Origin of the sequence: Mycolicibacterium insubricum, from assembly GCF_010731615.1 — a bacterium.
Classification (GTDB): Bacteria; Actinomycetota; Actinomycetes; order Mycobacteriales; family Mycobacteriaceae; genus Mycobacterium; species Mycobacterium insubricum.
Map to the genome: position 1 here is coordinate 3,060,444 of NZ_AP022618.1, position 21,538 is coordinate 3,081,981.

22 protein-coding genes and 1 pseudogene are annotated in these 21,538 nt (G+C 69.7%); 5 read left to right on the forward strand and 18 right to left on the reverse strand.

From position 1 onward, the window contains the following. Window position 1: 1 nt before the first annotated feature. The 8 genes from argH to argC are packed head-to-tail and all read right to left on the reverse strand — an operon-like array spanning window position 2 to window position 8,538. Window positions 2–1,414 carry an argininosuccinate lyase gene (argH, locus tag G6N16_RS14495; protein ID WP_083029984.1) on the reverse strand — a complete coding sequence of 471 codons (1,413 nt, stop codon included), beginning with the start codon at window positions 1,412–1,414 and terminating at the stop codon, window positions 2–4. Continuing rightward, complete coding sequence (locus G6N16_RS14500; RefSeq protein WP_083029983.1) at window positions 1,414–2,616, reverse strand: argininosuccinate synthase; 1,203 nt, start codon at window positions 2,614–2,616, stop codon at window positions 1,414–1,416. The genes argH and G6N16_RS14500 overlap by 1 nt, the downstream gene beginning before the upstream one ends. A gap of 50 nt (window positions 2,617–2,666) precedes the next feature. After that, on the reverse strand, window positions 2,667–3,161 hold the full coding sequence (locus tag G6N16_RS14505) for an arginine repressor (RefSeq protein WP_083029982.1): 495 nt from the start codon (window positions 3,159–3,161) through the stop codon (window positions 2,667–2,669). After that, entirely contained in the window at window positions 3,158–4,087 is a 930-nt protein-coding gene (argF, locus tag G6N16_RS14510) for an ornithine carbamoyltransferase (protein WP_083029981.1), read from the reverse strand. The genes G6N16_RS14505 and argF overlap by 4 nt, the downstream gene beginning before the upstream one ends. Further along, window positions 4,084–5,265, reverse strand: a complete 1,182-nt coding sequence (locus G6N16_RS14515) for an acetylornithine transaminase (protein ID WP_083029980.1) — start codon at window positions 5,263–5,265, stop codon at window positions 4,084–4,086. The genes argF and G6N16_RS14515 overlap by 4 nt, the downstream gene beginning before the upstream one ends. After that, entirely contained in the window at window positions 5,258–6,157 is a 900-nt protein-coding gene (argB, locus tag G6N16_RS14520; RefSeq protein ID WP_083030012.1) for an acetylglutamate kinase, read from the reverse strand. Before argB ends, G6N16_RS14515 begins: the two co-directional genes overlap by 8 nt. Window positions 6,158–6,206: 49 nt before the next feature. Next, a complete protein-coding gene (argJ, locus tag G6N16_RS14525; protein WP_234805769.1) occupies window positions 6,207–7,451 on the reverse strand; it encodes a bifunctional glutamate N-acetyltransferase/amino-acid acetyltransferase ArgJ in 1,245 nt (414 codons plus the stop codon). Window positions 7,452–7,503: 52 nt separating this feature from the next. Then, on the reverse strand, window positions 7,504–8,538 hold the full coding sequence (gene argC / locus G6N16_RS14530; protein WP_083030010.1) for an N-acetyl-gamma-glutamyl-phosphate reductase: 1,035 nt from the start codon (window positions 8,536–8,538) through the stop codon (window positions 7,504–7,506). 105 nt (window positions 8,539–8,643) lie between these two features. On the opposite strand from argC, the gene G6N16_RS14535 reads away from it, so the two are divergent. Then, on the forward strand, window positions 8,644–10,386 hold the full coding sequence (locus tag G6N16_RS14535) for a molybdopterin-dependent oxidoreductase (RefSeq protein ID WP_083029979.1): 1,743 nt from the start codon (window positions 8,644–8,646) through the stop codon (window positions 10,384–10,386). Between the two features lie 35 nt (window positions 10,387–10,421). Here the strand turns inward: G6N16_RS14535 and G6N16_RS14540 are convergent, their stop codons facing one another. Continuing rightward, the gene (locus G6N16_RS14540) at window positions 10,422–10,790 is read right to left on the reverse strand and encodes a hypothetical protein (RefSeq protein WP_083029978.1); all 369 of its coding nucleotides are present in this window, start codon (window positions 10,788–10,790) and stop codon (window positions 10,422–10,424) included. Window positions 10,791–10,815: 25 nt separating this feature from the next. Between G6N16_RS14540 and G6N16_RS14545 the strand changes: the two genes are divergently transcribed. Beyond that, window positions 10,816–10,968: a hypothetical protein gene (locus tag G6N16_RS14545; protein WP_163787892.1), complete on the forward strand. Its 153-nt coding sequence runs from the start codon at window positions 10,816–10,818 to the stop codon at window positions 10,966–10,968. A 41-nt stretch (window positions 10,969–11,009) separates the two neighbouring features. On the opposite strand, the gene pheT is transcribed toward G6N16_RS14545, so the two are convergent. Continuing rightward, window positions 11,010–13,517 (reverse strand): phenylalanine--tRNA ligase subunit beta, encoded by a 2,508-nt coding sequence (gene pheT / locus G6N16_RS14550; protein ID WP_083029977.1) that lies wholly within the window; start codon window positions 13,515–13,517, stop codon window positions 11,010–11,012. Next, window positions 13,517–14,584: a phenylalanine--tRNA ligase subunit alpha gene (gene pheS / locus G6N16_RS14555; protein ID WP_083029976.1), complete on the reverse strand. Its 1,068-nt coding sequence runs from the start codon at window positions 14,582–14,584 to the stop codon at window positions 13,517–13,519. Before pheS ends, pheT begins: the two co-directional genes overlap by 1 nt. 158 nt (window positions 14,585–14,742) lie before the next feature. Here pheS and G6N16_RS14560 point away from each other — a divergent pair, with 158 nt between their 5' ends. Then, window positions 14,743–16,329: an FMN-binding glutamate synthase family protein gene (locus G6N16_RS14560; RefSeq protein ID WP_083029975.1), complete on the forward strand. Its 1,587-nt coding sequence runs from the start codon at window positions 14,743–14,745 to the stop codon at window positions 16,327–16,329. A gap of 75 nt (window positions 16,330–16,404) precedes the next feature. On the opposite strand, the pseudogene G6N16_RS14565 reads toward G6N16_RS14560, so the two are convergent. The 6 genes and pseudogenes from G6N16_RS14565 to infC form a co-directional block, all read right to left on the reverse strand. Beyond that, a pseudogene (locus tag G6N16_RS14565) lies at window positions 16,405–16,618 on the reverse strand (hypothetical protein); the annotation flags it as partial. Between the two features lie 164 nt (window positions 16,619–16,782). Beyond that, the gene (locus G6N16_RS14570) at window positions 16,783–17,649 is read right to left on the reverse strand and encodes an adenylate/guanylate cyclase domain-containing protein (protein WP_083030009.1); all 867 of its coding nucleotides are present in this window, start codon (window positions 17,647–17,649) and stop codon (window positions 16,783–16,785) included. An 83-nt stretch (window positions 17,650–17,732) separates the two neighbouring features. After that, window positions 17,733–18,524: a TrmH family RNA methyltransferase gene (locus tag G6N16_RS14575; RefSeq protein WP_083029974.1), complete on the reverse strand. Its 792-nt coding sequence runs from the start codon at window positions 18,522–18,524 to the stop codon at window positions 17,733–17,735. Beyond that, the gene (rplT, locus tag G6N16_RS14580) at window positions 18,521–18,910 is read right to left on the reverse strand and encodes a 50S ribosomal protein L20 (RefSeq protein WP_083029973.1); all 390 of its coding nucleotides are present in this window, start codon (window positions 18,908–18,910) and stop codon (window positions 18,521–18,523) included. Before rplT ends, G6N16_RS14575 begins: the two co-directional genes overlap by 4 nt. A gap of 60 nt (window positions 18,911–18,970) precedes the next feature. Beyond that, the gene (gene rpmI, locus G6N16_RS14585) at window positions 18,971–19,165 is read right to left on the reverse strand and encodes a 50S ribosomal protein L35 (RefSeq protein ID WP_083029972.1); all 195 of its coding nucleotides are present in this window, start codon (window positions 19,163–19,165) and stop codon (window positions 18,971–18,973) included. A 39-nt stretch (window positions 19,166–19,204) separates the two neighbouring features. Further along, window positions 19,205–19,807 (reverse strand): translation initiation factor IF-3, encoded by a 603-nt coding sequence (gene infC / locus G6N16_RS14590; protein ID WP_083029971.1) that lies wholly within the window; start codon window positions 19,805–19,807, stop codon window positions 19,205–19,207. Between the two features lie 304 nt (window positions 19,808–20,111). Between infC and G6N16_RS14595 the strand changes: the two genes are divergently transcribed. Next, the gene (locus G6N16_RS14595) at window positions 20,112–20,462 is read left to right on the forward strand and encodes a DUF1844 domain-containing protein (protein WP_083029970.1); all 351 of its coding nucleotides are present in this window, start codon (window positions 20,112–20,114) and stop codon (window positions 20,460–20,462) included. A gap of 18 nt (window positions 20,463–20,480) precedes the next feature. After that, window positions 20,481–20,816, forward strand: a complete 336-nt coding sequence (locus tag G6N16_RS22140; RefSeq protein WP_234805768.1) for a hypothetical protein — start codon at window positions 20,481–20,483, stop codon at window positions 20,814–20,816. A gap of 118 nt (window positions 20,817–20,934) precedes the next feature. Here G6N16_RS22140 and G6N16_RS14605 read toward each other — a convergent pair whose 3' ends face one another. Continuing rightward, on the reverse strand, window positions 20,935–21,528 hold the full coding sequence (locus tag G6N16_RS14605) for a hypothetical protein (protein ID WP_083029969.1): 594 nt from the start codon (window positions 21,526–21,528) through the stop codon (window positions 20,935–20,937). Window positions 21,529–21,538: the final 10 nt, after the last annotated feature.

Consider the following 21,538-nt stretch of genomic DNA (forward strand, 5'->3'; position numbering starts at 1 on the left):
CTCAGCGCTCCAGCCGGATGCGCAGCTCCCGGATCGCATCGAAGACGACGACCAGCTGTTCGGCGACCCGCTCGGGGGCGGTGCCTCCGCGGGCGTTGCGGGAGCGCACCGAGCCGTCGACGGTCAGCACCTCGCGCACGGCCGGCGTCAGCGCGGTGTCGATCTCGGCGAACTCGGCGTCGGTGAGCTCATCGAGCCCGACCCCGCGGCCCTCGGCGAGCTTGACGGCCGCACCGGCGGCCTCGTGCGCGACGCGGAACGGAACACCTTGGCGCACCATCCATTCGGCGATGTCGGTGGCCAACGTGTAGCCGGCCGGCGCCAGCGCCGCCATCCTCGCCTCGTCGAAACTCAGCGTGGCGACCAGCCCGGCCATTGCCGGCAGCAGCAGTTCCAGCTGGGCCACCGAGTCGAAGATCGGTTCCTTGTCCTCCTGCAGGTCCCGGTTGTAGGCCAGCGGTTGCGCCTTGAGAGTGGCCAGCAGGCCGGTGAGGTTGCCGATCAGCCGGCCGGACTTGCCGCGGGCCAGTTCGGCGATGTCGGGGTTCTTCTTCTGCGGCATGATCGAGCTGCCGGTGGACCACGAGTCGTGCAGCTTGACGTAGCCGAACTCCGTTGTGCTCCACAGGATGATGTCCTCGGCCAGCCGGGACAGGTCGACGGCGATCATCGCGAAGATGAACGCCGCCTCCGCGGCGAAATCGCGGGATGCGGTGGCGTCGATGGAGTTGTCGGCCGCCGCGGCGAAACCGAGGCTGGCGGCGATGGCGTCGGGATCCAGACCCAGCGAGGAACCGGCCAGTGCCCCGGATCCGTACGGGGACACCGCCGTCCGGTCGTCGAAGTCGGCGATGCGGTCGACGTCGCGCAGCAGCGGCTGGGCGTGGGCCAGCAGGTGATGCGCCAGCAGCACCGGCTGTGCGGACTGCAGGTGCGTTTTGCCGGGCATGACGGCGTCCGGGTGCGCGGCGGCTTGAGAAGCCAGGGCACCGACCACCTCCAGGACCCCGTCGGCGACCCGGCGGACGGCATCACGCAGCCACATCCGGAACAGGGTCGCGACCTGGTCGTTGCGGGAACGCCCCGCGCGCAGCCGGCCGCCGAGTTCCGGCCCCACCCGGTCGATCAGGCCGCGTTCCAGCGCGCCGTGCACGTCCTCGTCGGTGGACAGCGGCTCGAAGCTGCCGTCGGCGAGGTCGGAGCCGAGGCTGTCCAGGCCGGCCAGCAGCCCGTCGCGCTGGGAGTCCGACAGCAGCCCGGCGTCGTGCAGCACGACGGCGTGCGCCTTGGACGCGGCGATGTCATACGGCGCCAGCAGCCAGTCGAAGTGCGTCGACTTGCTCAGCGCGGCAAGCGCGTCCGACGGCCCCTCGGCGAACCGGCCGCCCCACAGTGAGCCTTCGTTGGTGGTCATTACAGCTGCCGCAGGTCCCGCTGGGCGGAGATCTTGGAGCTCAGCCCGTGCACGTGCACGAAGCCCTTCGCCGAGGACTGGTCGAAGCTGTCGCCCTCGTCGTAGGTGGCGAGGTTGAAGTCATACAGCGACTCGGGGCTGCGGCGACCGTTGACGGCGATGTGCCCGCCGTGCAGCACCAGCCGGATGTCACCGGTGACGTGCTGCTGGGTATCGGCGACGAACGCCTCCAGGGAGCGCTTGAGCGGGGAGAACCACAGGCCGTCGTAGACCAGCTCGGCCCACTTCTGGTCGGTGTGGCGTTTGAACCGGCCCAGCTCGCGCTCCAGGGTGACGTGCTCGAGTTCGGAGTGCGCGGTGATCAGCACCATGGCGCCGGGGGCTTCGTAGATCTCGCGGCTCTTGATGCCGACGAGGCGGTCCTCGACGACGTCGAGCCGGCCCACACCCTGTTCCCCGGCGCGCCGGTTGAGTTCGACGATGGCCTCCAGCACGCTGACCCGCCGACCGTCGATGGCCACCGGGACGCCGCGGGAGAAGCTGATGATCACCTCATCGGGGGTGTTCCAGTTCAGCGTGGGGTCCTGGGTGTAGTCGTAGACGTCCTTGGTGGGGGCGTTCCACAGGTGCTCCAGGAAGCCGGTCTCCACCGCGCGGCCCCACACGTTCTGGTCGATGGAGAACGGCGAGCGCTTGGTGACGTTGATCGGGATGGCGTTCTCCTCGGCGAACGCGATCGCCTTCTCCCGGGTCCAGGCGTAGTCGCGGACCGGGGCCAGCACGTCGAGATCCGGTGCCAGCGAGGCGAATCCGACCTCGAACCGGACCTGGTCGTTGCCCTTGCCGGTGCAGCCGTGCGCGACGATGCCGCCGTCGTGCTCGCGGGCCGCGGCGACCAGGTGCTTGACGATCAGTGGCCGGCTGATCGCCGACACCAGCGGGTAGCGGTCCATGTAGAGCGCGTTGGACAAGATGGTGGGCAGGCAGTATTCCTCGGCGAATTCGTCGCGGGCGTCGACGACGACGGCCTCCACCGCGCCGCAGTCCAGGGCGCGCTGGCGCACGACCTCCATGTCCTCACCGCCCTGGCCGAGGTCGATGGCGACGGCGACGACCTCGCGGCCGGTTTCCTTGCCGATCCAGCTGATGGCCACCGAGGTGTCCAGACCACCGGAATACGCCAGAATGACGCGCTCGGACATGTGTTCTCCTTTGTCTTCCAACCCGATTCGGGGCGAGGTCAGTATGGGGGTTATCGCAGATCTTCGATGAAGCCGGCCAGTTCGGTGCCGGTCATCGGTTCGCGGGCCACCAGCAGGATGGTGTCGTCGCCGGCGACGGTGCCGACCACCGAGGGCAGCGCTGCCCGGTCGATGGCGCTGGCCAGATAGTGTGCCGCACCGGGTGGGGTGCGCAGCACGGCGAGGTTGCCGCTGGCGTCGGTGGACACCAGCAGTTCGCCCAACAGCCGGGTCAGCCGCTCGGTGCCGCCGGACACCCCGCGCACCGGGCTGCCGTCCTCAGGCACCACGTAGGCGCCGACGCCGCCGTCGGCGCCGCGTAGTTTCACCGCGCCGAGCTCCTCCAGGTCGCGGCTCAGGGTGGCCTGGGTGACCTCGATGCCCTCGGTGGCCAGCAGGGTGGCCAGTTCGGTCTGGCTGTGCACGGGTTGCGCCGAAAGCAGCGCCACGATGCGGGCCTGGCGTCCGGCGCGGGTGGTGGCGACCTCCGGTTTGGAGGTTGTCATCGGGATTGCTCCAGCAGCCACACCAGCAGCGCCTTCTGCGCGTGCAGCCGGTTCTCCGCCTCATCGAACACCGCGCTGTGCGGGCCGTCGATCACCTCGTCGGTGATCTCGTGGCCGCGGTGCGCCGGGAGGCAGTGCAGCACAACGACGTCGGAGTCGGCGCGGTCGAGCAGTTCGCTGTTGAGCTGGAAGGGCCGGAACGGGCGGACCCGGTCCAGGCCGTCGTTCTCCTGGCCCATGGAGGTCCAGGTGTCGGTGACCAGCACGTCCGCGCCGGCCACGGCGGCCTCCGGATTGGAGCTGACGGCGACGGTTCCGCCGGTGGCCAGCGCCCGGGACTCGGCGGCGGCGACGAACCGGGGGTCGGGTTCGAATCCGGGTGGCGCGGCGACGGTGACGTGCAGGGCGGCGGTCACCCCGCCGAGCATCAGCGAATGCGCCATGTTGTTGGCGCCGTCGCCGAGGTAGGTCAGCCGCAGCCCTTTGAGGGCGCCCTTGCGTTCGGCCAGGGTCTGCAGGTCGGCCAGCACCTGGCAGGGATGGAACTCGTCGGACAGGGCGTTGACGATCGGCACGGTGGCCGACGAGGCCATCGCGGTCAGCCGGTCCTGGGTGAAGGTGCGCCAGACGATGGCGTCGACGTAGCGGCTGAGTACCGCGCCGGTGTCCTCCAGCGTCTCCTCGCGGCCCAGCTGGGTGTTGCGGCCGTCGACGACGACGGCGTGCCCGCCCAATTGCGCGATGCCCATCTCGAAGGAGAACCGGGTTCGGGTGGAGTTCTTCTCGAAGATCACCGCGACGCCGCGCGGACCCTCCAGGGGCCGACGGGAGAACGGCGCGGCCTTGAGCTCGGCTGCCAGTGCCAGCACCTCGGCCTGCTCGGCCGGGCTGAGGTCGTCGTCGCGCAGAAAGTGGCGGATGGTCATGCGGTCTCCTGCGCGGTGTCGAGGATGGTGGGCAGTGCGGTCAGGAAGACGTCGACCTGCTCGTCGGTGATGATCAGAGGCGGGGCCAGCCGCACCACCTCGGGAGCGGCGGCGTTGACCAGGAATCCGGCGTCGCGGGCGGCGGTTTCCACGTTCTTGGCGGCGGGTTCGCGCAGCACGACGCCGAGCAGCAGGCCCCGGCCGCGGACGTGGTCGACCAGCGGGTGCCCGATGGCCTCGATGCCAGAAGCCAGCGTCTTGCCGGCGACGTCGGCGCGGTGCACCAGGTCGTCGGCGGCCAGGGTCCGAACCACGGCCAGTCCGGCCGCGGTGCAGACCGGGTTGCCGCCGAAGGTGCTGCCGTGCATGCCGGGTTGCAGCAGGTCGGCGGCGTCGCCGACGGCCAGGCAGGCACCGATCGGCAGGCCGCCGCCGAGGCCCTTGGCCAGGGTGATCAGGTCGGGGGTGATGCCGTCGTGCTGGTGGGCGTAGAAGGTGCCGGTGCGGCCGATGCCGGTCTGCACCTCGTCGAGGGCCAGCAGAGTGCCGTGCGCGGCGGTGATCTCCCGGGCACGGACCAGATAGTCGGCGGGCGGGGTGACGACGCCGCCCTCCCCCATGATCGGTTCCAGGAACACCGCGGCGGTCTCGTCGGTGACCGCGGCGGCCAGGGCGTCGGCGTCGCCGTAGGGCACGAAGGTGACCTCACCGGGCAGCGGTTCGAACGGTGCCCGTTTGGCGGGCTGGCCGGTCAGCGCCAGCGAGCCCATGGTGCGCCCGTGGAACGCTCCTTCGGCGGCAACGATCTTCGTGCGCCCGGTCAGCCGGGTGATCTTGAAGGCCGCCTCGTTCGCCTCGGTGCCGGAGTTGCAGAACAGCACCCGCGCCGGGGCACCCAGCTGCCCGACGAGTACCTCGGCCAGAGCGATGCCCGGCTCGGTGGCATACAGATTCGAGGCGTGGCCCAGCGTGTTCAGCTGCGCGGTGACCGCCTCGATGACCGCCGGGTGGCGATGACCCAGGACGTTGACGGCGATGCCGGCCAGGAAGTCCACGTAGGTCTTGCCGTCGGCGTCGGTGACCACCGCACCCTCGCCGCTGACCAAAGCCAGCGGCGGTGTGCCGTAGTTGTTCATCATGACGTCGGACCAACGCTGTTGCAGCTCGGAGTTACTCATGCGCGGTGCCTTCCGGGGGCACCACTTTGGTGCCGGTTCCCTCGTCGGTGAACAGCTCGACCAGTACGCAGTGTTCGACACGGCCGTCGATGACGTGCGCGCTGGGAACCCCGCCGTTGACCGCGCGCAGGCACGCCTCGATCTTGGGTACCATGCCGGATTCCAGTCGCGGGAGCAATTGTTCCAGTGCGGCGGTGTCGATTTCGGAGACCAGCGAGCCGCGGTCGGGCCAGTCGGTGTAGAGGCCCTCGACGTCGGTGAGCATCAGCAGCTTCTCGGCGCCGAGCGCCTCGGCGACCGCGGCGGCGGCGGTGTCGGCGTTGATGTTGTGCACCACGCCGTCGACGTCCGGGGCGATGGTGGAGATGACCGGGATCCGGCCCGCCCCGATGAGGTCGAGGACGGCGGCCGGGTTGACCTGGTCGACGTCGCCGACCAGGCCGATGTCGGTGGCCACCCCGTCGACCCGGACGCTGCGGCGCACCGCGGTGAAAAGTGCGGCGTCCTCTCCGGTGATGCCGACGGCGTACGGCCCGTGCGCATTGATCAGGTTGACCAGCTCCCGGCCGACCTGGCCGAACAGCACCATCCGGGCGACGTCGAGGACCTCGGGGGTGGTAACCCGGAAGCCGCCCTTGAAGTCCCCTTCGATGCCGAGCCGTTTCAGCATGGCGGAGATCTGCGGGCCGCCGCCGTGCACCACCACCGGGTGGATGCCGCAGTTGCGCAGGAACACCATGTCGGCGGCGAAGGCGGCCTTGAGCGTCTCGTCGGTCATGGCGTTGCCGCCGTATTTGACGACGACGATCTTGTCGTGCAGCTGTTTGAGCCACGGCAGCGCGGTGGCCAGCACCTGGGCCTTGACCGGGGTGGGGAGATTGGACGAGGTCATGATGAACATCCGTCGACGATGCCGAGCGAAGCGAGGAGGAGGAGACTGATCATGAGCTATAGGCCGAGTTCTCTTCGACGTAGGCGTGCGACAGGTCGGTGGTGCGGATGGTTGCCGAACCCTCGCCGAGCTGCAGGTCGACGAGCACCGCGATGTCCGGGCCGGACAGGTCGACGTCGCGGGCACCGGGTGCTCCTGCGCCGTCGACGCATACCGGGAATCCATTGAACGACACGGTGATCCGGTCGGGCTCCAGCGGGAACGGGGACATCCCGACGGCGGCGAGCACCCGGCCCCAGTTGGGGTCGGATCCGAACAGCGCGGTCTTGACGAGGGAGTCGCGGCCGATGATCCGGGCGGCGGTCAGCGCCTCGTCGTCGCCGGGGGCTCCGGCGACGGTGATGCTGACCCGCTTGGTGACGCCCTCGGCGTCGGCCTGCATCTGCGCGCACAGGTCGTCGCACACCGCGAACACGGCGGCGTCCAGGTCGTCCTGGGTGGGGCGGATGCCGCTGGCTCCCGAGGACAGCAGCAGCACGGTGTCGTTGGTGGAGGTGGCGCCGTCGACGTCGAGCCGGTCGAAGGTCAGCGCGGCGGCCCGGCGCAGCGCGGTGTCCAGGGCGCCGGGGTCGGCGACGGCGTCGGTGGTGAGCACCACCAGCATGGTGGCCAGCGACGGTGCCAGCATGCCCGCCCCCTTGGCCATCCCGCCCACGGTCCAGTTGGCGTCCGGGGAGACCGCGTGGTGCAGCGCAACCTGTTTCGGCACGGTGTCGGTGGTCATGATGGCCCGGGCCGCGTCGTCGCCGCCGTGCAGGCCGCCGGCCATCTCGTGCACGATCTCGGTGACCCCGGCGAGCACCTTGGCAAGAGGCAGGCGGTCGCCGATCAGTCCGGTCGAGCAGACGGCGACCTCGATGGCTCCGGTTTCGGTGCCCCAGTGCGACAGGGCCGCGGCGACCGCCTCGGCGGTGGCGTGGGTGTCCTGGAATCCCCCGGGTCCGGTGCAGGCGTTGGCGCCGCCGGAATTGAGGATGACCGTGCGCAGCCGGCCGGTGCCGAGCACCTGCTGCGACCACAGCACCGGGGCGGCCTTGACCTGGTTGCGGGTGAAGACGCCGGCGGCGGCGTAATCCGGGCCCTCGTTGAACACCAGGGCCAGGTCGGGTTTGCCGCTGGCTTTGATGCCGGCGGCGATGCCGGCGGCCCGGAAGCCCTCGGGCGCGGTGACTCCCTGGCTGCGCAGCAGCCGTTGTGCGGGGTGCGCGGTGGGGGTCGAGTTCTCCAGGTTCACGGCGTTTCTGCTCCTTTCGCCCCATTCCTCCGCATCGCTTCGCTCTGCGTCGTCATGGCGCGGTTCCTACGATCGAGAGGCCTTCGGTTTCCGGCCAGCCCAGGGCCAGGTTCATCGATTGGACGGCCGCACCCGCGGTGCCCTTGACCAGGTTGTCGATCGCGCAAACGGCGACGAAGGTCTGCGCGTCGGTGTCGACGGCGATGGCCAGCTGGGCGGCATTGCAGCCGATCACCGAGCCGGTGCGAGGCAGTTGTCCGTCGGGCAGCAGATGCACGAACGGCTCGTCGGCGTAGGCCTTTTCGTAGGCGGCGCGGAATTCTTCGACGCCGGCCGTGGTGGGTGCGGTGCAGGTGGCGAGGATGCCGCGTGCGGTGGGGATCAGCACCGGGGTGAAGGACACCGTGACCGGGTCCTCGGTCAGCGCGGCGAGACCCTGGGCGATTTCCGGGGTGTGCCGGTGCACGCCGCCGATGTTGTAGGCGCGGGCCGAACCGATGACCTCGGCGGCCAGCAGGTCGACCTTGGCGGCCCGCCCGGCACCGGAGGTGCCGCTGACCGCGACGACGTTGACCGCCGGGGTGATCAGGCCGGCGGCCACCGCGGGCCACAGGGCCAGCAGCGCCGAGGTGGGATAGCAGCCGGGGACGGCGATCCGGGTGGTGCCGCGCAGGGCGTCGCGGTGCCCGGGCAGCTCGGGCAGGCCGTAGGGCCAGGTGCCGGCGTGGGCGGAGCCGTAGAAGCGCTCCCACACGCCCGGGTCGGTGAGCCGGAAATCCGCGCCGCAGTCCACGACCAGTACGTCGGGGCCGAGTTGTTCGGCGATGGCGCCCGAATGTCCGTGCGGCAGTCCGAGGAACACCACGTCGTGGCCGGCCAGCCGGTCGATCTCGGTGGGTTCGAGGACCCGGTCGGCCAGCGGCAGCAGGTGCGGATGGTGTGACCCCAGGGTGGTGCCGGCGCTGGCTGCGGCGGTCAGCGTTCCGATGGACAGGCGCCCGTCGGCGTAGGCAGGGTGGCCGAGCAGCAGCCGCAGGATCTCACCGCCGGCGTAGCCACTGGCTCCGGCGAGCGCGACAGTCGTCATTCCCAGCATTCTGCATTGTTATGCATTACGTTGCAAGTTCATTCCAGAGCGCAAAAATCCCCCAAGAAATACACAGGTAAGCAGCTCGGACTACCGTTGATAGCCATGAGCAGCAATAGCGTGGACATCTTCGGCGAGCGCGTCCCGGTCGACGACTGGTCCGGCGGGATGACCGCGGAGCCGGCGCGCGCGCCGGCGATCCGGGTCCGCGGCCGGTGGGTCAGTTCGCTGTGGTTGATCCCGCTGACCGCCGTCGGCCTGGTGCTGGCCGTCGCGATCGCCCAGCACCTGCGCAACTACGGCTGGATGACCGACTTCGTCAACCGGTATCCGGGGACCGACACCACTCCCCACCCCGACGTCGCACCCGGGATGCCCGGCTGGCTGCGCTGGCAGCACCTGTTCAACATCGTCTTCATGATGTTCATCATCCGGGCCGGCCTGCAGATCCTGGCCGATCATCCCCGGCTGTACCTGAACTCCGGCAGCACCCCGGGCACCGCCTGGCTGCGGATGCGCGGACCGGTGCCCGCCGACCGGATCAACCCGGAGGACCCGTGGCGGGTGTGGACCGCCAAAGACGATTCGGTGTCCCTGCCGCACTGGCTCGGGCTGCCCGGCCTGCGGCACTCGATCGGGCTGGCTCGCTGGTGGCACTTCAGCTTCGACGTGTTGTGGCTGATCAACGGCGCGGTGTTCTACGTGCTGTTGTTTTCCACCGGCCAGTGGCGCCGGATCGTCCCGCAGTCGTGGGACGTGCTGCCCAACGCCGCGTCGACAGCGATTCAGTATGCCTCCCTGGACTTTCCGCCCAACGAGGGCTTCGTCGCGTATAACGGACTACAGCTAATCGCCTATTTCCTGACGGTGTTCGTGTTCGCGCCGCTGGCGTTCGTCACCGGGCTGCTGCAGGCCCCGGCGATCGCGGCGCGGTTCGGCTTGGGTGCGGGGCCGACCAATCGGCAGGTCGCCCGCACGCTGCACTTCCTGGTCCTGGTGTGGATGGTGATCTTCATCGCCATGCACACCATCATGGTGTTCGCGACCGGTCTGGTCGGCAACCTCAACCACATCATCTTCGGCACCGACACCAACTCTCTGTGGGCCCTGGTGATCTACCTGATCGCGATGGCCGTCATCGTGGTGCTGTGGCTGGCCGCCAGCCCGTTCACGCTGCGCTACCCGCGGGTGATTCAGGCCGTCGGGCGTGCTTCCATCGGCTGGCTCAAGGGGCTGATGGAGTGGTTCGTGCCCAAGGGCACCTACTCGGAAAGCGATATCTCCCAGTACTTCTGGCCCAACGGCAAGATGCCGGACCGGGACGCCTTTGCGGCATTGGCGGCCGACGACTGGGCTTCCTACCGGCTGCGGGTCGGCGGCCTGGTCGCCCATCCCCGGGACTTCACTCTCGCCGATCTACGTGCGATGGACAAGCATGAGCAGATCACCCAGCACTACTGCATCCAGGGCTGGTCCGGGATCGCCAAGTGGGGCGGCGTCCTGGTGTCGGACATCATGGCGGTCGTCGAGCCGCTGCCGTTGGCCCGCTACGCGGTGTTCTATTCCTTCGCCGACAACGGGGAGCCCGGCGCCGAACCGTACTACGACAGCCACAAGATCGAGCACATGCGCAATCCGACCACCCTGCTGGCCTACGAGATGAACGACGAGCCGCTCGGTGCCGCGCACGGCGCCCCGCTGCGGCTGCGCAACGAGGTCGAACTCGGCTTCAAACACGTCAAATGGGTCGACGCCGTCGAGTTCGTGGAGTCCTTCGCGGACATCGGCAAGGGCCAGGGCGGCTCACACGAGGACTACGAGTACTTCGGCTACCGGATGCCGATCTGAGCCGGTCCCGTCAGATCAGGCCCGCTGAGCGCCGACTACTTGTCCATCGCAATCACTTCGATGGTCTCGGTCGCCGTGACCTCCTGGCCGTCCTTCGGGGTCACCGACACTGTGACGTTGTAGGTACCGACGGCGTTGAACGTCACCGAATCACCTATTTTGTACATGCTGCGGCTGCACGCATCGGAGTGCTGGACGGCCTCGAAACCACCGGGTCCCGTGACGGTGCCGACGGCGGTGCAGTCATGGCCGGAGAGTTCCTGGTCTCCCACATACGACGTCCAGCCGTACTTGATGCCCACATACGGCTTGCTCGAGGAATACACCTGCTTCAGCTGGTAGCGGCCCGGACCGACCTTACCGCTGCCGACAGCCGTCGTCTCGATCTCCAGCCTGTCGATCACCGGTACCGCTGGCGTCGCAATCGTAGTGGTCGTCGTCGTGGTCGCGCTGCTGGTCGTCGTCGCGACGGTCGCAGTGTGTTCCAAGGTTTGGGTGGCTGTCACCGTCTGGGTAGCGGCTTCCGGCGTGTGGCCACCGGAACAACCGGCCAACACCAATGCCGCCGCGATTGCGGCGTAACTTGCGCGACGGTCCATGTCTAGATTGCCCTTCCCCCAAGTTCAGGCCCGCTGAACCGCACCCAACCGGCCGGCCGCCGCGGCGACCGCGGCGTCACGCGCGGCACTGGCCTCGTCCTCGGTGAGAGTACGGTCCGGGGCCCGGAACCGCAGCGCCAGGGTCAGGGACTTGCGGCCCTCGCCGATCTGCGGGCCGGTGTAGACGTCGAACAGCTCGACCGATTCCAGCAGTTCACCGGCGCCGGAGCGGACGACATCCAGCACGTCGGCGGCTGCGACCGCGTCGTCGACGATCAGGCTGACGTCCTGGAAGACCGCCGGGAAGGGCGACACCCGCGGCGCGGGCAGCGCGTCGGCGACCGGGATGGCGTCCAGATCCAGCTCGACGGCGCAGGTGCCCTTGGGCAAGCCACAGCGCTCGACGACACCCGGGTGCAGCTGCCCCGCGTAGCCGATGCTGACCTGCTCCCCGGTCGACGGATCGGTGACCAGCACCTGCGCGCAACGGCCCGGATGCCAGGGCAGCGGGTCGGCGGCGCGCAGGGCCACCTCCACCCCCGCGGCGCGGGCGATCACCCGGACCGCCTCGAACGCGTCGGTGGCATCGGCGGGCCGGCCCGGGCCCCACGGCCCGCGGGGTTCGCGCAGCCCGGCCAGCACCGCGGCGACGTGCACCGGCTGCGCGGGCAGCGAGGCGTCCAGCGCGGCGATCTCGGCGTCGGTGGGACGACGGTCGGTCGGGATCCGGCCGATGACACCGGTCTGCTCGGTCGGCGTCACCACCTGCGCGACGGCGAACAGCGCGACATCGGTGCTACCGCGGGAAACGTTGCGGTTCAACGCCTCCAGCAGCGCCGGCAGCAGCGTGGTGGCCAGCGCGGGCTTCTCGGATTCCAGCGGGTTGAGCACCCGGGTGGTGCGCCGGCGCGGATCGTCGTCGGCCAGACCCCACTCGTCGAACACCGCGGGCGCCACGAACGGTGACGTCAGCACCTCGACGAAGCCGGTGAGCGCCAGCGACTTGCCGACCGCACGGCGCCGCCGCTGGGCGGCGGTGAGCCCGCGCCCGGCCGGAGCGGTGGGCAGCACCGAGCCGATCTTGTCCAGCCCCTCCAGCCGCAGCACCTCTTCCACCAGGTCGGCGGGCTGAACCAGGTCGGGCCGCCAGCTCGGCGGGGTGACCACCAGGTCGTCGCCGTCGCTCGCGACGGTGGCGCCAATCTGGGTCAGCCGCCGCACCGCGGTGCCGTCGGAATAGGCCAGTCCGGCGGTGCGGTCCGGCAGGGCGGTCGGCATCCGCACCGGAGGCGGGGACCAGTCGGTGCGCGGTGGGTCACCGCGCCAGTCGGTCAGCCTGTGTTCGGCTGTGCCGCCGGCGATCTCGGCCAACAGAGCAGCGCAACGGTCCAGCGCGGCCACCGAGATGGCCGGGTCGACGGCGCGTTCGTAGCGCCGGCCGGCCTCGCTGACCAGGTGCAGGCGCCGCTGGGTGCGCGACACCGCGGCCGGGTCCCAGACCGCGGCCTCCAGCAGCACGTCGGTGGAGACGCCGGGTTCGATCTCGGTGCTGCCGGCACCCATCACACCGCCGATGGCGGCTGTGCCGGCGTCGTCGACGATCAGCACGTCGCCGGCGTCCAGAATGCGCTCGACGTCGTCGAGCGTGGTGACCTTCTCCCCCGCCCGGGCGAACCGGACGGCGAAGCCGCCGTGGATCTTGGAGCGGTCGTGGGCGTGCATCGGGTGGCCGAGTTCGAGCATGACGTAGTTGGTGACGTCGACGGCCGCCGAGATGGGCCGGATGCCCGACAGCAGCAGCCGGCGCTGCAGCCACCACGGCGACACCGCGTGCGCGTCGATGCCGGTGACCGGGCGCAGGGCGAACCGGCTGACGCCGGTGGCCGGGTCGACGGTCAGCGGCCAGGCGTCGCCGTCGGCGGGCAGCGCGGGAACGTCGGCCGGGTCGGCGAAGTCGAGGTCGTAAGCGCAGGCGATCTCGCGGGCGATGCCGCGCACCGACAGGCCGTAGCCGCGGTCGGGGGTGATGGCCAGGTCGAACACCACGTCGTCGAGACCCAGCACGGCGTGACCGTCATCGCCGGGCTCTGCGGTACAAGCAGGGAACACCATGATCCCGGAATGGTCTGTGCCCAGGCCGAGTTCGGCGGCCGAGCAGATCATCCCGTCGGAGGTGCGTCCGTAGGTCTTGCGGGTGGCGATGGCGAAGTCACCTGGCAGGACCGCGCCCGGCAGCGCCACCACCACCAGGTCGCCGACGGTGAAATTGCGGGCGCCGCAGACAATCTCGCGGGGAAGCTCTTCTCCGACGTCGACCTTGCAGGCCCGGATCGGCTTCTTGAACTCGGTGAGTTCCTCGATCTCGACGACCCGGCCGATCTTCAGCGGCCCGGTGACCGGCCCCAGGGTGAGGATGTCCTCGACCTCGTGGCCGACGCGGATCAGCGCCTGTTCCAGTTCGGCGGGGGTGGCATCCCAGTCCGGCGCTCCGGCGCGGACGGTTTCGCGCAGCCAGCTGTAGGGCAGTCGCATCAGACACCAACTCCGAACGGCAGGGAGAACCGCACGTCGCCCTCGACCATGTCGCGCATGTCGGGAATGCCGTTGCGGAACTGCAGGGTTCGCTCCAGGCCCATGCCGAAGGCGAAGCCGGAGTATTCGGCCGGGTCGATGCCGGCCGCGATCAGCACGTTGGGGTTGACCATGCCGCAGCCGCCCCACTCCACCCAGCCCGGACCGCCCCTTTTGCCCTCGAACCACACGTCGAACTCCGCCGACGGTTCGGTGAACGGGAAGAAATGCGGACGGATCCGGGTGCGAGCGTTCGGGCCGAACTCTGAGCGGGCGAAGGCGTCCAGGGTGCCCTTGAGGTGCGCCATGGTCAGGCCGCGGTCCACCGCGAGTCCCTCGACCTGGTGGAACACCGGGGTGTGGGTGGAGTCGAGCTCGTCGGTACGGAAGGTCCGGCCGATCGAGACGATGTACACCGGCAGCTCGCGGGCCAGCAGCGCGCGGACCTGCACCGGCGAGGTGTGGGTACGCAGCAGTTGGCGGGAGCCCTCCGGGGCTATGTGGAAGGTGTCGGATTCGCTGCGCGCCGGGTGATCGGGGCCGAAGTTCAGCGCATCGAAGTTGAACTGTTCGGTCTCCACCTCGGGGCCCTCGGCCAGCTCCCAGCCCATCGCGACGAAGGTGTCGGCGACGTGCTCGGCGAGGATGGTGATCGGGTGCCGGGCCCCCTGGGCGGTCCGGGTCGATGGCAGGGTGACGTCGATACGTTCGGCGACCAGCACGGCGGCGTCGCGCTCGGCGCGCAGCGCGGCCAGGCGCTCGTCGTAGGCGGTGTTGGCGGTGGTACGGGCGGTGTTGACCCGCTTGCCGGCCTCGGCGCGGTCGGACTTGGGCAGCGTCGCCAGGCCCTGGCGGGCCAGCGCCAGCGGCGCACGGTCACCGAGGTGCTCGGTCTTGGCGGTGGCCAGCGCGGTCAGGTCGGCCGCCGCGCCGAAGGCCGCCACGGCGGCCTGCACGGCTGCGGCGAGCGCCTCGTCGGTCAGGTTCGCACCCGGGTCCTTGTCGGAACCCTCCACATCCTGGGCCACGCTGCTCCTTACGCCGATCGCCCGCCCGGCATGCGGGATCCAGGCGAAATCCTAGTGGTGCGGCGCGGCCGCTCCGACGAGCGGTGTGGTCCGGGGTCACGGTGGGGTTAGGTTCTCCTGAACCCGGTCGGGCCGAGACCCCGGTTTACGCTCACGCGATGAAGCGCGGCGTGCCCATCGCACTGATCTGGATTCTCGCCGTCACGGCCGGGTGGCTGGCGTTTGCCGTCAGCCCGTGGTGGGTGGCCGCCGCGGTCCCGCTGCTGCTGGTGGCCGCGGTCGGAACCCACGACCTGATCCAGCGCCGACACGCCATCCTGCGGGCCTACCCGATCCTCGGGCACGCCCGGTTCCTGATGGAAGAACTGCGCCCGGAGATCCGGCAGTACTTCATCGAATCCGACACCGAGGACACGCCGTTCCCGCGCGAGGTCCGCGACATCATCTACGAGCGGGCCAAGGGCACCAAGGGCAAGGGCGAGGAGCCGTTCGGCACCCAGCGCGACGTCTATGCACCCTGCCATGAGTTCCTGGCCCACTCGCTGCAGGCAAAGTTCGCGACCGACCTGGCCCCACGGGTGCGCCTGGGCGGCCCGGACTGCACCCAGCCGTATGACATCGCGCTGCTGAACGTGTCGGCGATGAGTTTCGGTGCGCTGTCAGCGCAGGCGATCGAGGCGCTCAACACCGGCGCGGCGCTGGGTGGCTTCGCCCACGACACCGGCGAGGGTGGGATGAGCCCGTACCACCTGAAGCCCGGCGGGGATCTGATCTGGGAGATCGCCTCGGCGTATTTCGGCTGCCGCGACGCCGACGGCGCCTTCGATCCGGACGCCTTCGCGGCCAAGGCGGCGACCCCGGCGGTCAAGGCGATCTCGATCAAGCTTTCCCAGGGCGCCAAACCCGGGCTCGGCGGGGTGCTGCCCGGCCCGAAAGTGACCGAGGAGATCGCCGTCACCCGCGGCGTGCCCGTCGGGCAGACGGTCATCTCCCCGCCCACCCACAGTGCCTTCCGCACCCCGGTGGGGCTGATGGAATTCATCGCCACCCTGCGCCGGCTCTCCGGTGGCAAGCCGGTGGGTTTCAAACTGTGCGTCGGGTCGCGCAGTGAGTTCCTGTCCATCTGCAAGGCAATGCTGGAGACCGGCATCACCCCGGACTTCATCATCGTCGACGGCGCCGAGGGCGGTACCGGCGCGGCACCGCAGGAGTTCGAGGATTTCGTCGGCATGCCGCTGACCGAGGGCCTGATCCTGGTGCACAACGCGCTGACCGGCGTCGGGCTGCGCGACCGGGTCCGGATCGGCGCCTCGGGCAAGGTGGCCACCGGGTTCGACATCGTCAGCCGGATCATCCAGGGTGCCGACTTCACCATGGCGGCGCGGGCGATGATGTTCTCCGTCGGCTGCATCCAAGCCCGCAAATGCCACACCAACCACTGCCCGACCGGCGTGGCTACCCAGGATCCGGAGCGCGCCCGGGTGCTGGTGGTCGAGGACAAGTCGATTCGGGTGCGCAATTTCCAGCAGGCCACCGTGGCCAGCGCCGCGCAACTGGTGGCATCCATGGGGATCGACCGGTTCGACGAGCTGACCCCGCGGATGCTCAACCGGCGCATCGAGGGCAGCCGCACCGCCACCTACGCGGAGCTCTACGAGTGGCTGTCCGACGGTGAGTTGCTGAACCACCCCCGGCAGTCGTGGCGAGCCGACTGGGACCGGGCCCTGGCCGACGCCTTCGCCTGAGTACCCGTCAGTTCGCGGCGAACACCGCCTCGGCGTCGCGCGCGACGTCGACGTACTTCTTGCCGCTGACGCCGACTGGTTGTCTTCGACCAGATCCGAGTACCACTGGTTGGTCTCCCCGCCCAGGAAGCCGTAGGACCGGTCGAATCCCTTCTGCAGCGGCCATTCCGACCGGCTGCCACCGGCGGCGATGTCCTCCTCGGGCACATTGGGTGTAGGTCAGCCCGCTGTCGGCCAACCGCTGCATGGTCGGCATCTCGATGCGCCCGCCGTAGGGCGGCCAGGCCGCCGAGCATGGCGCGACGGCTGAGTCGGCCCGATCCGCCGACGGGGTTTCCGCAATCCTGCGGCTGACCGTCCATGGCGACGATTATTGCGGCACCGGGGCGCCACCGGGCTGCTTCACCGGTCGCCGCCCGATTTCTCTGTGGGACAACCGATTTCCCGGCGGGATCAGTCGTCGTCTTCGTCGTCGGCGGCGCGCGCGACGTGTGGGTCGGCCAGTAGCCGATACATCGCCAGATCCGCGGGCACCCCGCTGGGCTTGGCGCCGAACAACTGGCGGCGCACCTTCTTCGGGTAGACACCGAGCTCGTCGAGGCGTTCCGGCGGGATGCGTTCCAGGGTCTCGCCGGAGATCATCACGCCGCCGCGGGTGGCGCGTTCCATCACCCGGGCGGCGATGTTGACGTCGACGCCCAGCCAGTCGCCGCCAATGCGCTGCGGGCGCCCGGTGTGCAGGCCGGCGCGCATCCGCGGGGTGTAACCGTCAACCTCGACGTCGGCCAGCGCGTCCATCGCCTCCAACACCGCGGCAACCGCTACCCCGGGCCGCCGGAACACCGCCATCAGCCCGTCGCCCATCCGTTTGACGATGTGCCCGCCGCGATCAAGCAGCGGCGGTTCGACGGCAGCGGCGACCTTGCGCAACAGCCGCAGAGTGGCCTCGTCGCCGGTCGCCAGTGACCAGTCGGAAAACCCGACCAGGTCGGTGAACACGATGGTGACCTCGGCGTTGGCGGGTTTGCCCGAGACCTTCTCGCTGATCGCCTGCCAGACCTGCAGGCCCGCCAGGCTGACCTCGCGGGAGGCGGCCTCGCGGTCGCGGATCAGGCGGTCGGTGGCACGCGCGGCGGCGCTGGGGGCGCCATCACCGGCGGTGGACAGCGGGTCGCCGAATTCCGGGTCCCCGGGCAGGATGCGGCGGGCCCGGCGAATCAGGGACACCAGGCTCGGGTTGTGGTTGGTCTCGTTCCACCACGTCACGGCCTGCGCTCGTGCCGTTGCAGCCTGTTGCCTGGCCGCGGCGGCTTGCGCCATCGCTTGCTCGGGGGTGGTTACCCGGCCGTCCTGATTCACCTCGCCAGCCTAGGTCGCGCCCGGGGGCCGGGCAATGAACGACGTCACTCGCCGCGCCGGGTACGGGCACTCACATACAGGCAGATCGCCGCGGCCGCGGCGACGTTGAGGCTCTCCGCGCCCCCGGGCATTGGGATCCGGACCCGGTGATCTGCGCCCAGGGCCAGGTCGGCAGACAATCCGTGCGCTTCGGGGCCGAACAGCCAGGCTGTCGGTGCGGCCAGCCGGCCGCCGGCGGTATCGAGATCCAGATCACCATCCAGCGTGGTGGCCAGGATCTGCACTCCGGCCGCCCGAAGGACATCCAGCACGACGTCTGGATCCGGTTCGGTGATGACCGGGATGGCGAAAATGCTGCCCGCGGAGGCGCGCAAGCATTTGCCGTTGTAGGGATCGACGCTGTTGCCGGTGAGCACGACGGCGTCGGCGCCCATCGCGTGGGCAGTACGGATCATGGTCCCGGCGTTGCCAGGTTCACCCAACCCGACCACCACCAGCACCAGGCGGGGTGCCTCCAGGTCGGCGATGCCGATCTCGGGCAGGGTGCACACCGCGACCAGCCCGGGTGGGGTGACCGTTTCCGACAGTGCCTTGGCGGCCCGCTCCGTGATCCGGTGCACGGGGACATCGGCGCGTGCCAGCAGCTGGGAGTGTTTGAGCTCGGCGTCGGCAGTGGCGAACACCTCGAGTGCCAGGCCGCGTGCCAGCGCGGCCTCTACCAGGTTGGGTCCCTCGGCCAGAAAGCGCCCGGCACGCTTTCGGCCCGGGTGCCGCAGCAGCTTGGCTGCCGCGCTCACCCGGGCCGAACGCTCGGTCAGTGCAGACGTCGGGCTCAGGCGGCCTCTCCCGACGGGGCGTTGACGTCGGCGGGCAGGGCCGCACGGGCGGCGGCGACCAGCGCGGTGAACGCGGCCGGGTCGCTCACGGCGATCTCGGCCAGGTTCTTGCGGTCCACCTCAATGCCGGCGAGCTTGAGGCCCTGGATCAGCCGGTTGTAGGTGATGTCGTTGGCGCGGGCCGCGGCGTTGATGCGGGCGATCCACAGCTTGCGGAACTCGCCCTTGCGGGCCCGGCGGTCACGGTAGGCGTAGGTCAGCGAGTGCAGCTGCTGTTCCTTGGCCTTGCGGTAGAGACGGGACCGCTGTCCGCGGTAGCCCTTCGACGCCTTGAGGACGCTGCGGCGCTTCTTCTGGGCGTTGACGGCCCTTTTCACGCGTGCCATTGAGGTCTTCCTGTTCTTTCCGGGTGTAGCTGTTCGACGGGGAGGAAACTGCGCTCGGCGTTAGCCGTTGAGCAGCTTGTTCACCCGGGCGGTGTCGTTGGCGGCAACGGTGGTGCGACCGTCGAGGCGACGGGTGCGCTTGCTCGCCTTGTGCTCGAGAAGGTGCCGACGGCCGGCCTTCTGGCGCACGATCTTGCCGGTTCCGGTGCGCCGGAACCGCTTGGAGGCGCCGCTGTGAGTCTTGGCCTTGGGCATGGAAATCCTTCGGTTGGTTGGTGATTCGGTTCTTCGGTACTACTGGGTGGGCTCGGCGTCGCCAGGCGCGTCACCGGCCGGTGCGCCGGACTGACCCCCGGCCTGCTCCGCTGCCTGGGCGCGGGTCTTCGCGCCGCGGTGCGGGGCCAGCACCATCGTCATGTTGCGGCCGTCCTGCTTCGCCGAGGTTTCGATGTAGCCGTGTTCGGCGACGTCGGCGCCCAGGCGCTGCAGCAGCCGGTAGCCCAGTTCGGGCCTGGACTGCTCGCGGCCGCGGAACATGATGGTCACCTTGACCTTCGACCCGGCTTCCAGGAAGCGCACCACGTGGCCCTTCTTGGTCTCGTAGTCGTGGTCGTCGATCTTGGGACGCAGCTTCTGTTCCTTGACGACGGTCTGCTGCTGGTTCTTGCGAGACTCGCGCTCCTTCAGAGCCGTCTCGTACTTGAACTTGCCGTAATCCATGATCTTGCAGACCGGAGGCCTGGCATTCGGGGCAACTTCGACGAGATCGAGATCGGCATCCGCGGCGACACGCAGAGCGTCGTCGATACGCACGATGCCTACCTGCTCCCCGCCGGGACCGATCAAACGGACTTCAGGTACACGTATGCGCTCGTTGACGCGGGTCTCAGTGCTGATGTGGCCTCCCTGGTTCGGTCTGTCATCTGCGACCGGGCCGGGGCCGGAAAGCCGGTGGGCGAACTCTCCACACGGCAGACTGTTCGTAGCGAACAGAGCTGTTCACTACGAACAGCAAAGCCCTGCTCGAGAGCAGGGCCCAATGCCGACCAGTCGCAGCCGAGGCTGCCTGCCCGCGGGCAGACCCGGGCATCATCGATGCCGGTGACCGGACCGCTGCACCGAAGGGGTGAGCGGTGGGAGTGGGACTCCACTTGCTGTCCTGGGGTAAGCCGGGACGGTCGCGCATGGAAGTCTAGCAGTCATGACCGATGAACCGAGAATCGACGAAGCCCCGGTCAGGGAACTCGCCGAGATACCCGCCGTCGAGGTGATCACCCGCGCCGCCGTCATGCTGATGAGCGCGGCCGCGGAGAAGATCGGCCTGTCCGACCCCGATCCGGACAACAGCCCGCACCGCGATCTCGACGAGGCCCGACGACTGATCACCGCGCTGGCCGGACTGGTCACCGCCTCGGTGGAGTACCTCGGGCCACACGCGGGGCCGTTGCGCGACGGGCTCAAGAGCCTGCAGCTGGCGTTCCGTGAGGCCAGTATCGACCCCGAGGAACCCGGCCACGGCCCCGGCGAGAAGTACACCGGCCCCATCTGGTGAGCCGGGTAGCGTGGCGTCATGCCCGCTGACGACGACGCCCCGGACCCCGTGAGCCCGGAGGCGGCCGTCGTGCCCGTCGAGGCCGAGCCCCTTGAGGCGACAATCGTGTTCGAACCCGTCGAGACCGGCGCCGCGCCGGCCGACACCGGCTACACCGCCGGCGGGGCGCCGACCTTCGAGATGGTCCGGGAGAAGATCGAGACCCGGTTCGGCACGTCCATCGGGTCGCAGGAGCTGGCCGCGCAAACCCCGGAGGGCCGCCGCGTCGAGGAGCAGTTCGAGGCCCGGCAGAAGGCCGCCGCCGAGAAGCTCGAGGAGATCCGCCGGTCGATGAAGGCCGACGGGAACGGCTGAACTTCGTCACGAGCGGCCAGCTGCTGCGCGAGCGGCCAGCGGCGTCCGCATTCCCCAGGACGGGCCGCGCGCAGGGGTACGCGGTGGAGCGCTCGCGCAGTAGCGGGCCGCTCGCTGCTCAGGGAGGGCTGCCCAGGTCGGGCGGTTCGGGGATGTTGAGCGATGGCAACGCTGGTGAATCGGCCCCGCCGAGGTGCATGACGCTGACCACGTACTCGAAATCGGAGCCATTTCCGGCAAACACGTTGGGGGCCGGGACGCCCGTCGGGCACAGCGTCACCGTGTAGGCGTCACTCTTGGTAGCGTCGCCGACGCTCTTGTCGAACGACGAGCCGTTCGCACAGTTCGAGACCGGATTGCCCTCGCTCCACTGCTTGAAACCAGCGTCGATGAGCAGCTTCTGCGCCCGCGCCTCCGCGTCGGGACCGGCGTCGGCCACGGTCAACACCCACGCATCGGTGGTGCCCTCGAGCTGGAGCCCCGACGGCCGTTTGCCGGTGATCGTCCCCTTGATCACCGGAACCGCCGACGGGAACCCGGCCGGCAGCGCGTCGGCGGAGGCTCGATCCGGCGAGGGCTGCGCAGAGGTGGCGGCAGCCGCCGAGGAACCGGGGTTCTGGTCGTTGCCTTTCTGGTCCGCGCCGCCACACCCCGCGAGCACGACGGCACCCACCGATCCGACCGCCAGCAACACTGAGATCCGATGCGTCATGGGGTTCAGT

Excerpts from the sequence above, each read along its gene's own strand:
- G6N16_RS14560 (WP_083029975.1), top strand. The coding sequence starts at position 14,743 with ATGAAGCGCGGCGTGCCCATCGCACTGATCTGGATTCTCGCCGTCACG.
- rplT (WP_083029973.1), bottom strand. The coding sequence starts at position 18,910 with ATGGCACGCGTGAAAAGGGCCGTCAACGCCCAGAAGAAGCGCCGCAGC.
- argF (WP_083029981.1), bottom strand. The coding sequence starts at position 4,087 with ATGACCATCCGCCACTTTCTGCGCGACGACGACCTCAGCCCGGCCGAG.
- argB (WP_083030012.1), bottom strand. The coding sequence starts at position 6,157 with ATGACCTCGTCCAATCTCCCCACCCCGGTCAAGGCCCAGGTGCTGGCC.
- G6N16_RS14570 (WP_083030009.1), bottom strand. The coding sequence starts at position 17,649 with ATGGCGCAAGCCGCCGCGGCCAGGCAACAGGCTGCAACGGCACGAGCG.
- G6N16_RS14500 (WP_083029983.1), bottom strand. The coding sequence starts at position 2,616 with ATGTCCGAGCGCGTCATTCTGGCGTATTCCGGTGGTCTGGACACCTCG.
- pheT (WP_083029977.1), bottom strand. The coding sequence starts at position 13,517 with ATGCGACTGCCCTACAGCTGGCTGCGCGAAACCGTCCGCGCCGGAGCG.
- G6N16_RS22140 (WP_234805768.1), top strand. The coding sequence starts at position 20,481 with ATGCCCGCTGACGACGACGCCCCGGACCCCGTGAGCCCGGAGGCGGCC.
- G6N16_RS14605 (WP_083029969.1), bottom strand. The coding sequence starts at position 21,528 with ATGACGCATCGGATCTCAGTGTTGCTGGCGGTCGGATCGGTGGGTGCC.
- G6N16_RS14535 (WP_083029979.1), top strand. The coding sequence starts at position 8,644 with ATGAGCAGCAATAGCGTGGACATCTTCGGCGAGCGCGTCCCGGTCGAC.
- G6N16_RS14595 (WP_083029970.1), top strand. The coding sequence starts at position 20,112 with ATGACCGATGAACCGAGAATCGACGAAGCCCCGGTCAGGGAACTCGCC.
- G6N16_RS14505 (WP_083029982.1), bottom strand. The coding sequence starts at position 3,161 with ATGACAACCTCCAAACCGGAGGTCGCCACCACCCGCGCCGGACGCCAG.
- rpmI (WP_083029972.1), bottom strand. The coding sequence starts at position 19,165 with ATGCCCAAGGCCAAGACTCACAGCGGCGCCTCCAAGCGGTTCCGGCGC.
- argH (WP_083029984.1), bottom strand. The coding sequence starts at position 1,414 with ATGACCACCAACGAAGGCTCACTGTGGGGCGGCCGGTTCGCCGAGGGG.
- G6N16_RS14515 (WP_083029980.1), bottom strand. The coding sequence starts at position 5,265 with ATGAGTAACTCCGAGCTGCAACAGCGTTGGTCCGACGTCATGATGAAC.
- argC (WP_083030010.1), bottom strand. The coding sequence starts at position 8,538 with ATGACGACTGTCGCGCTCGCCGGAGCCAGTGGCTACGCCGGCGGTGAG.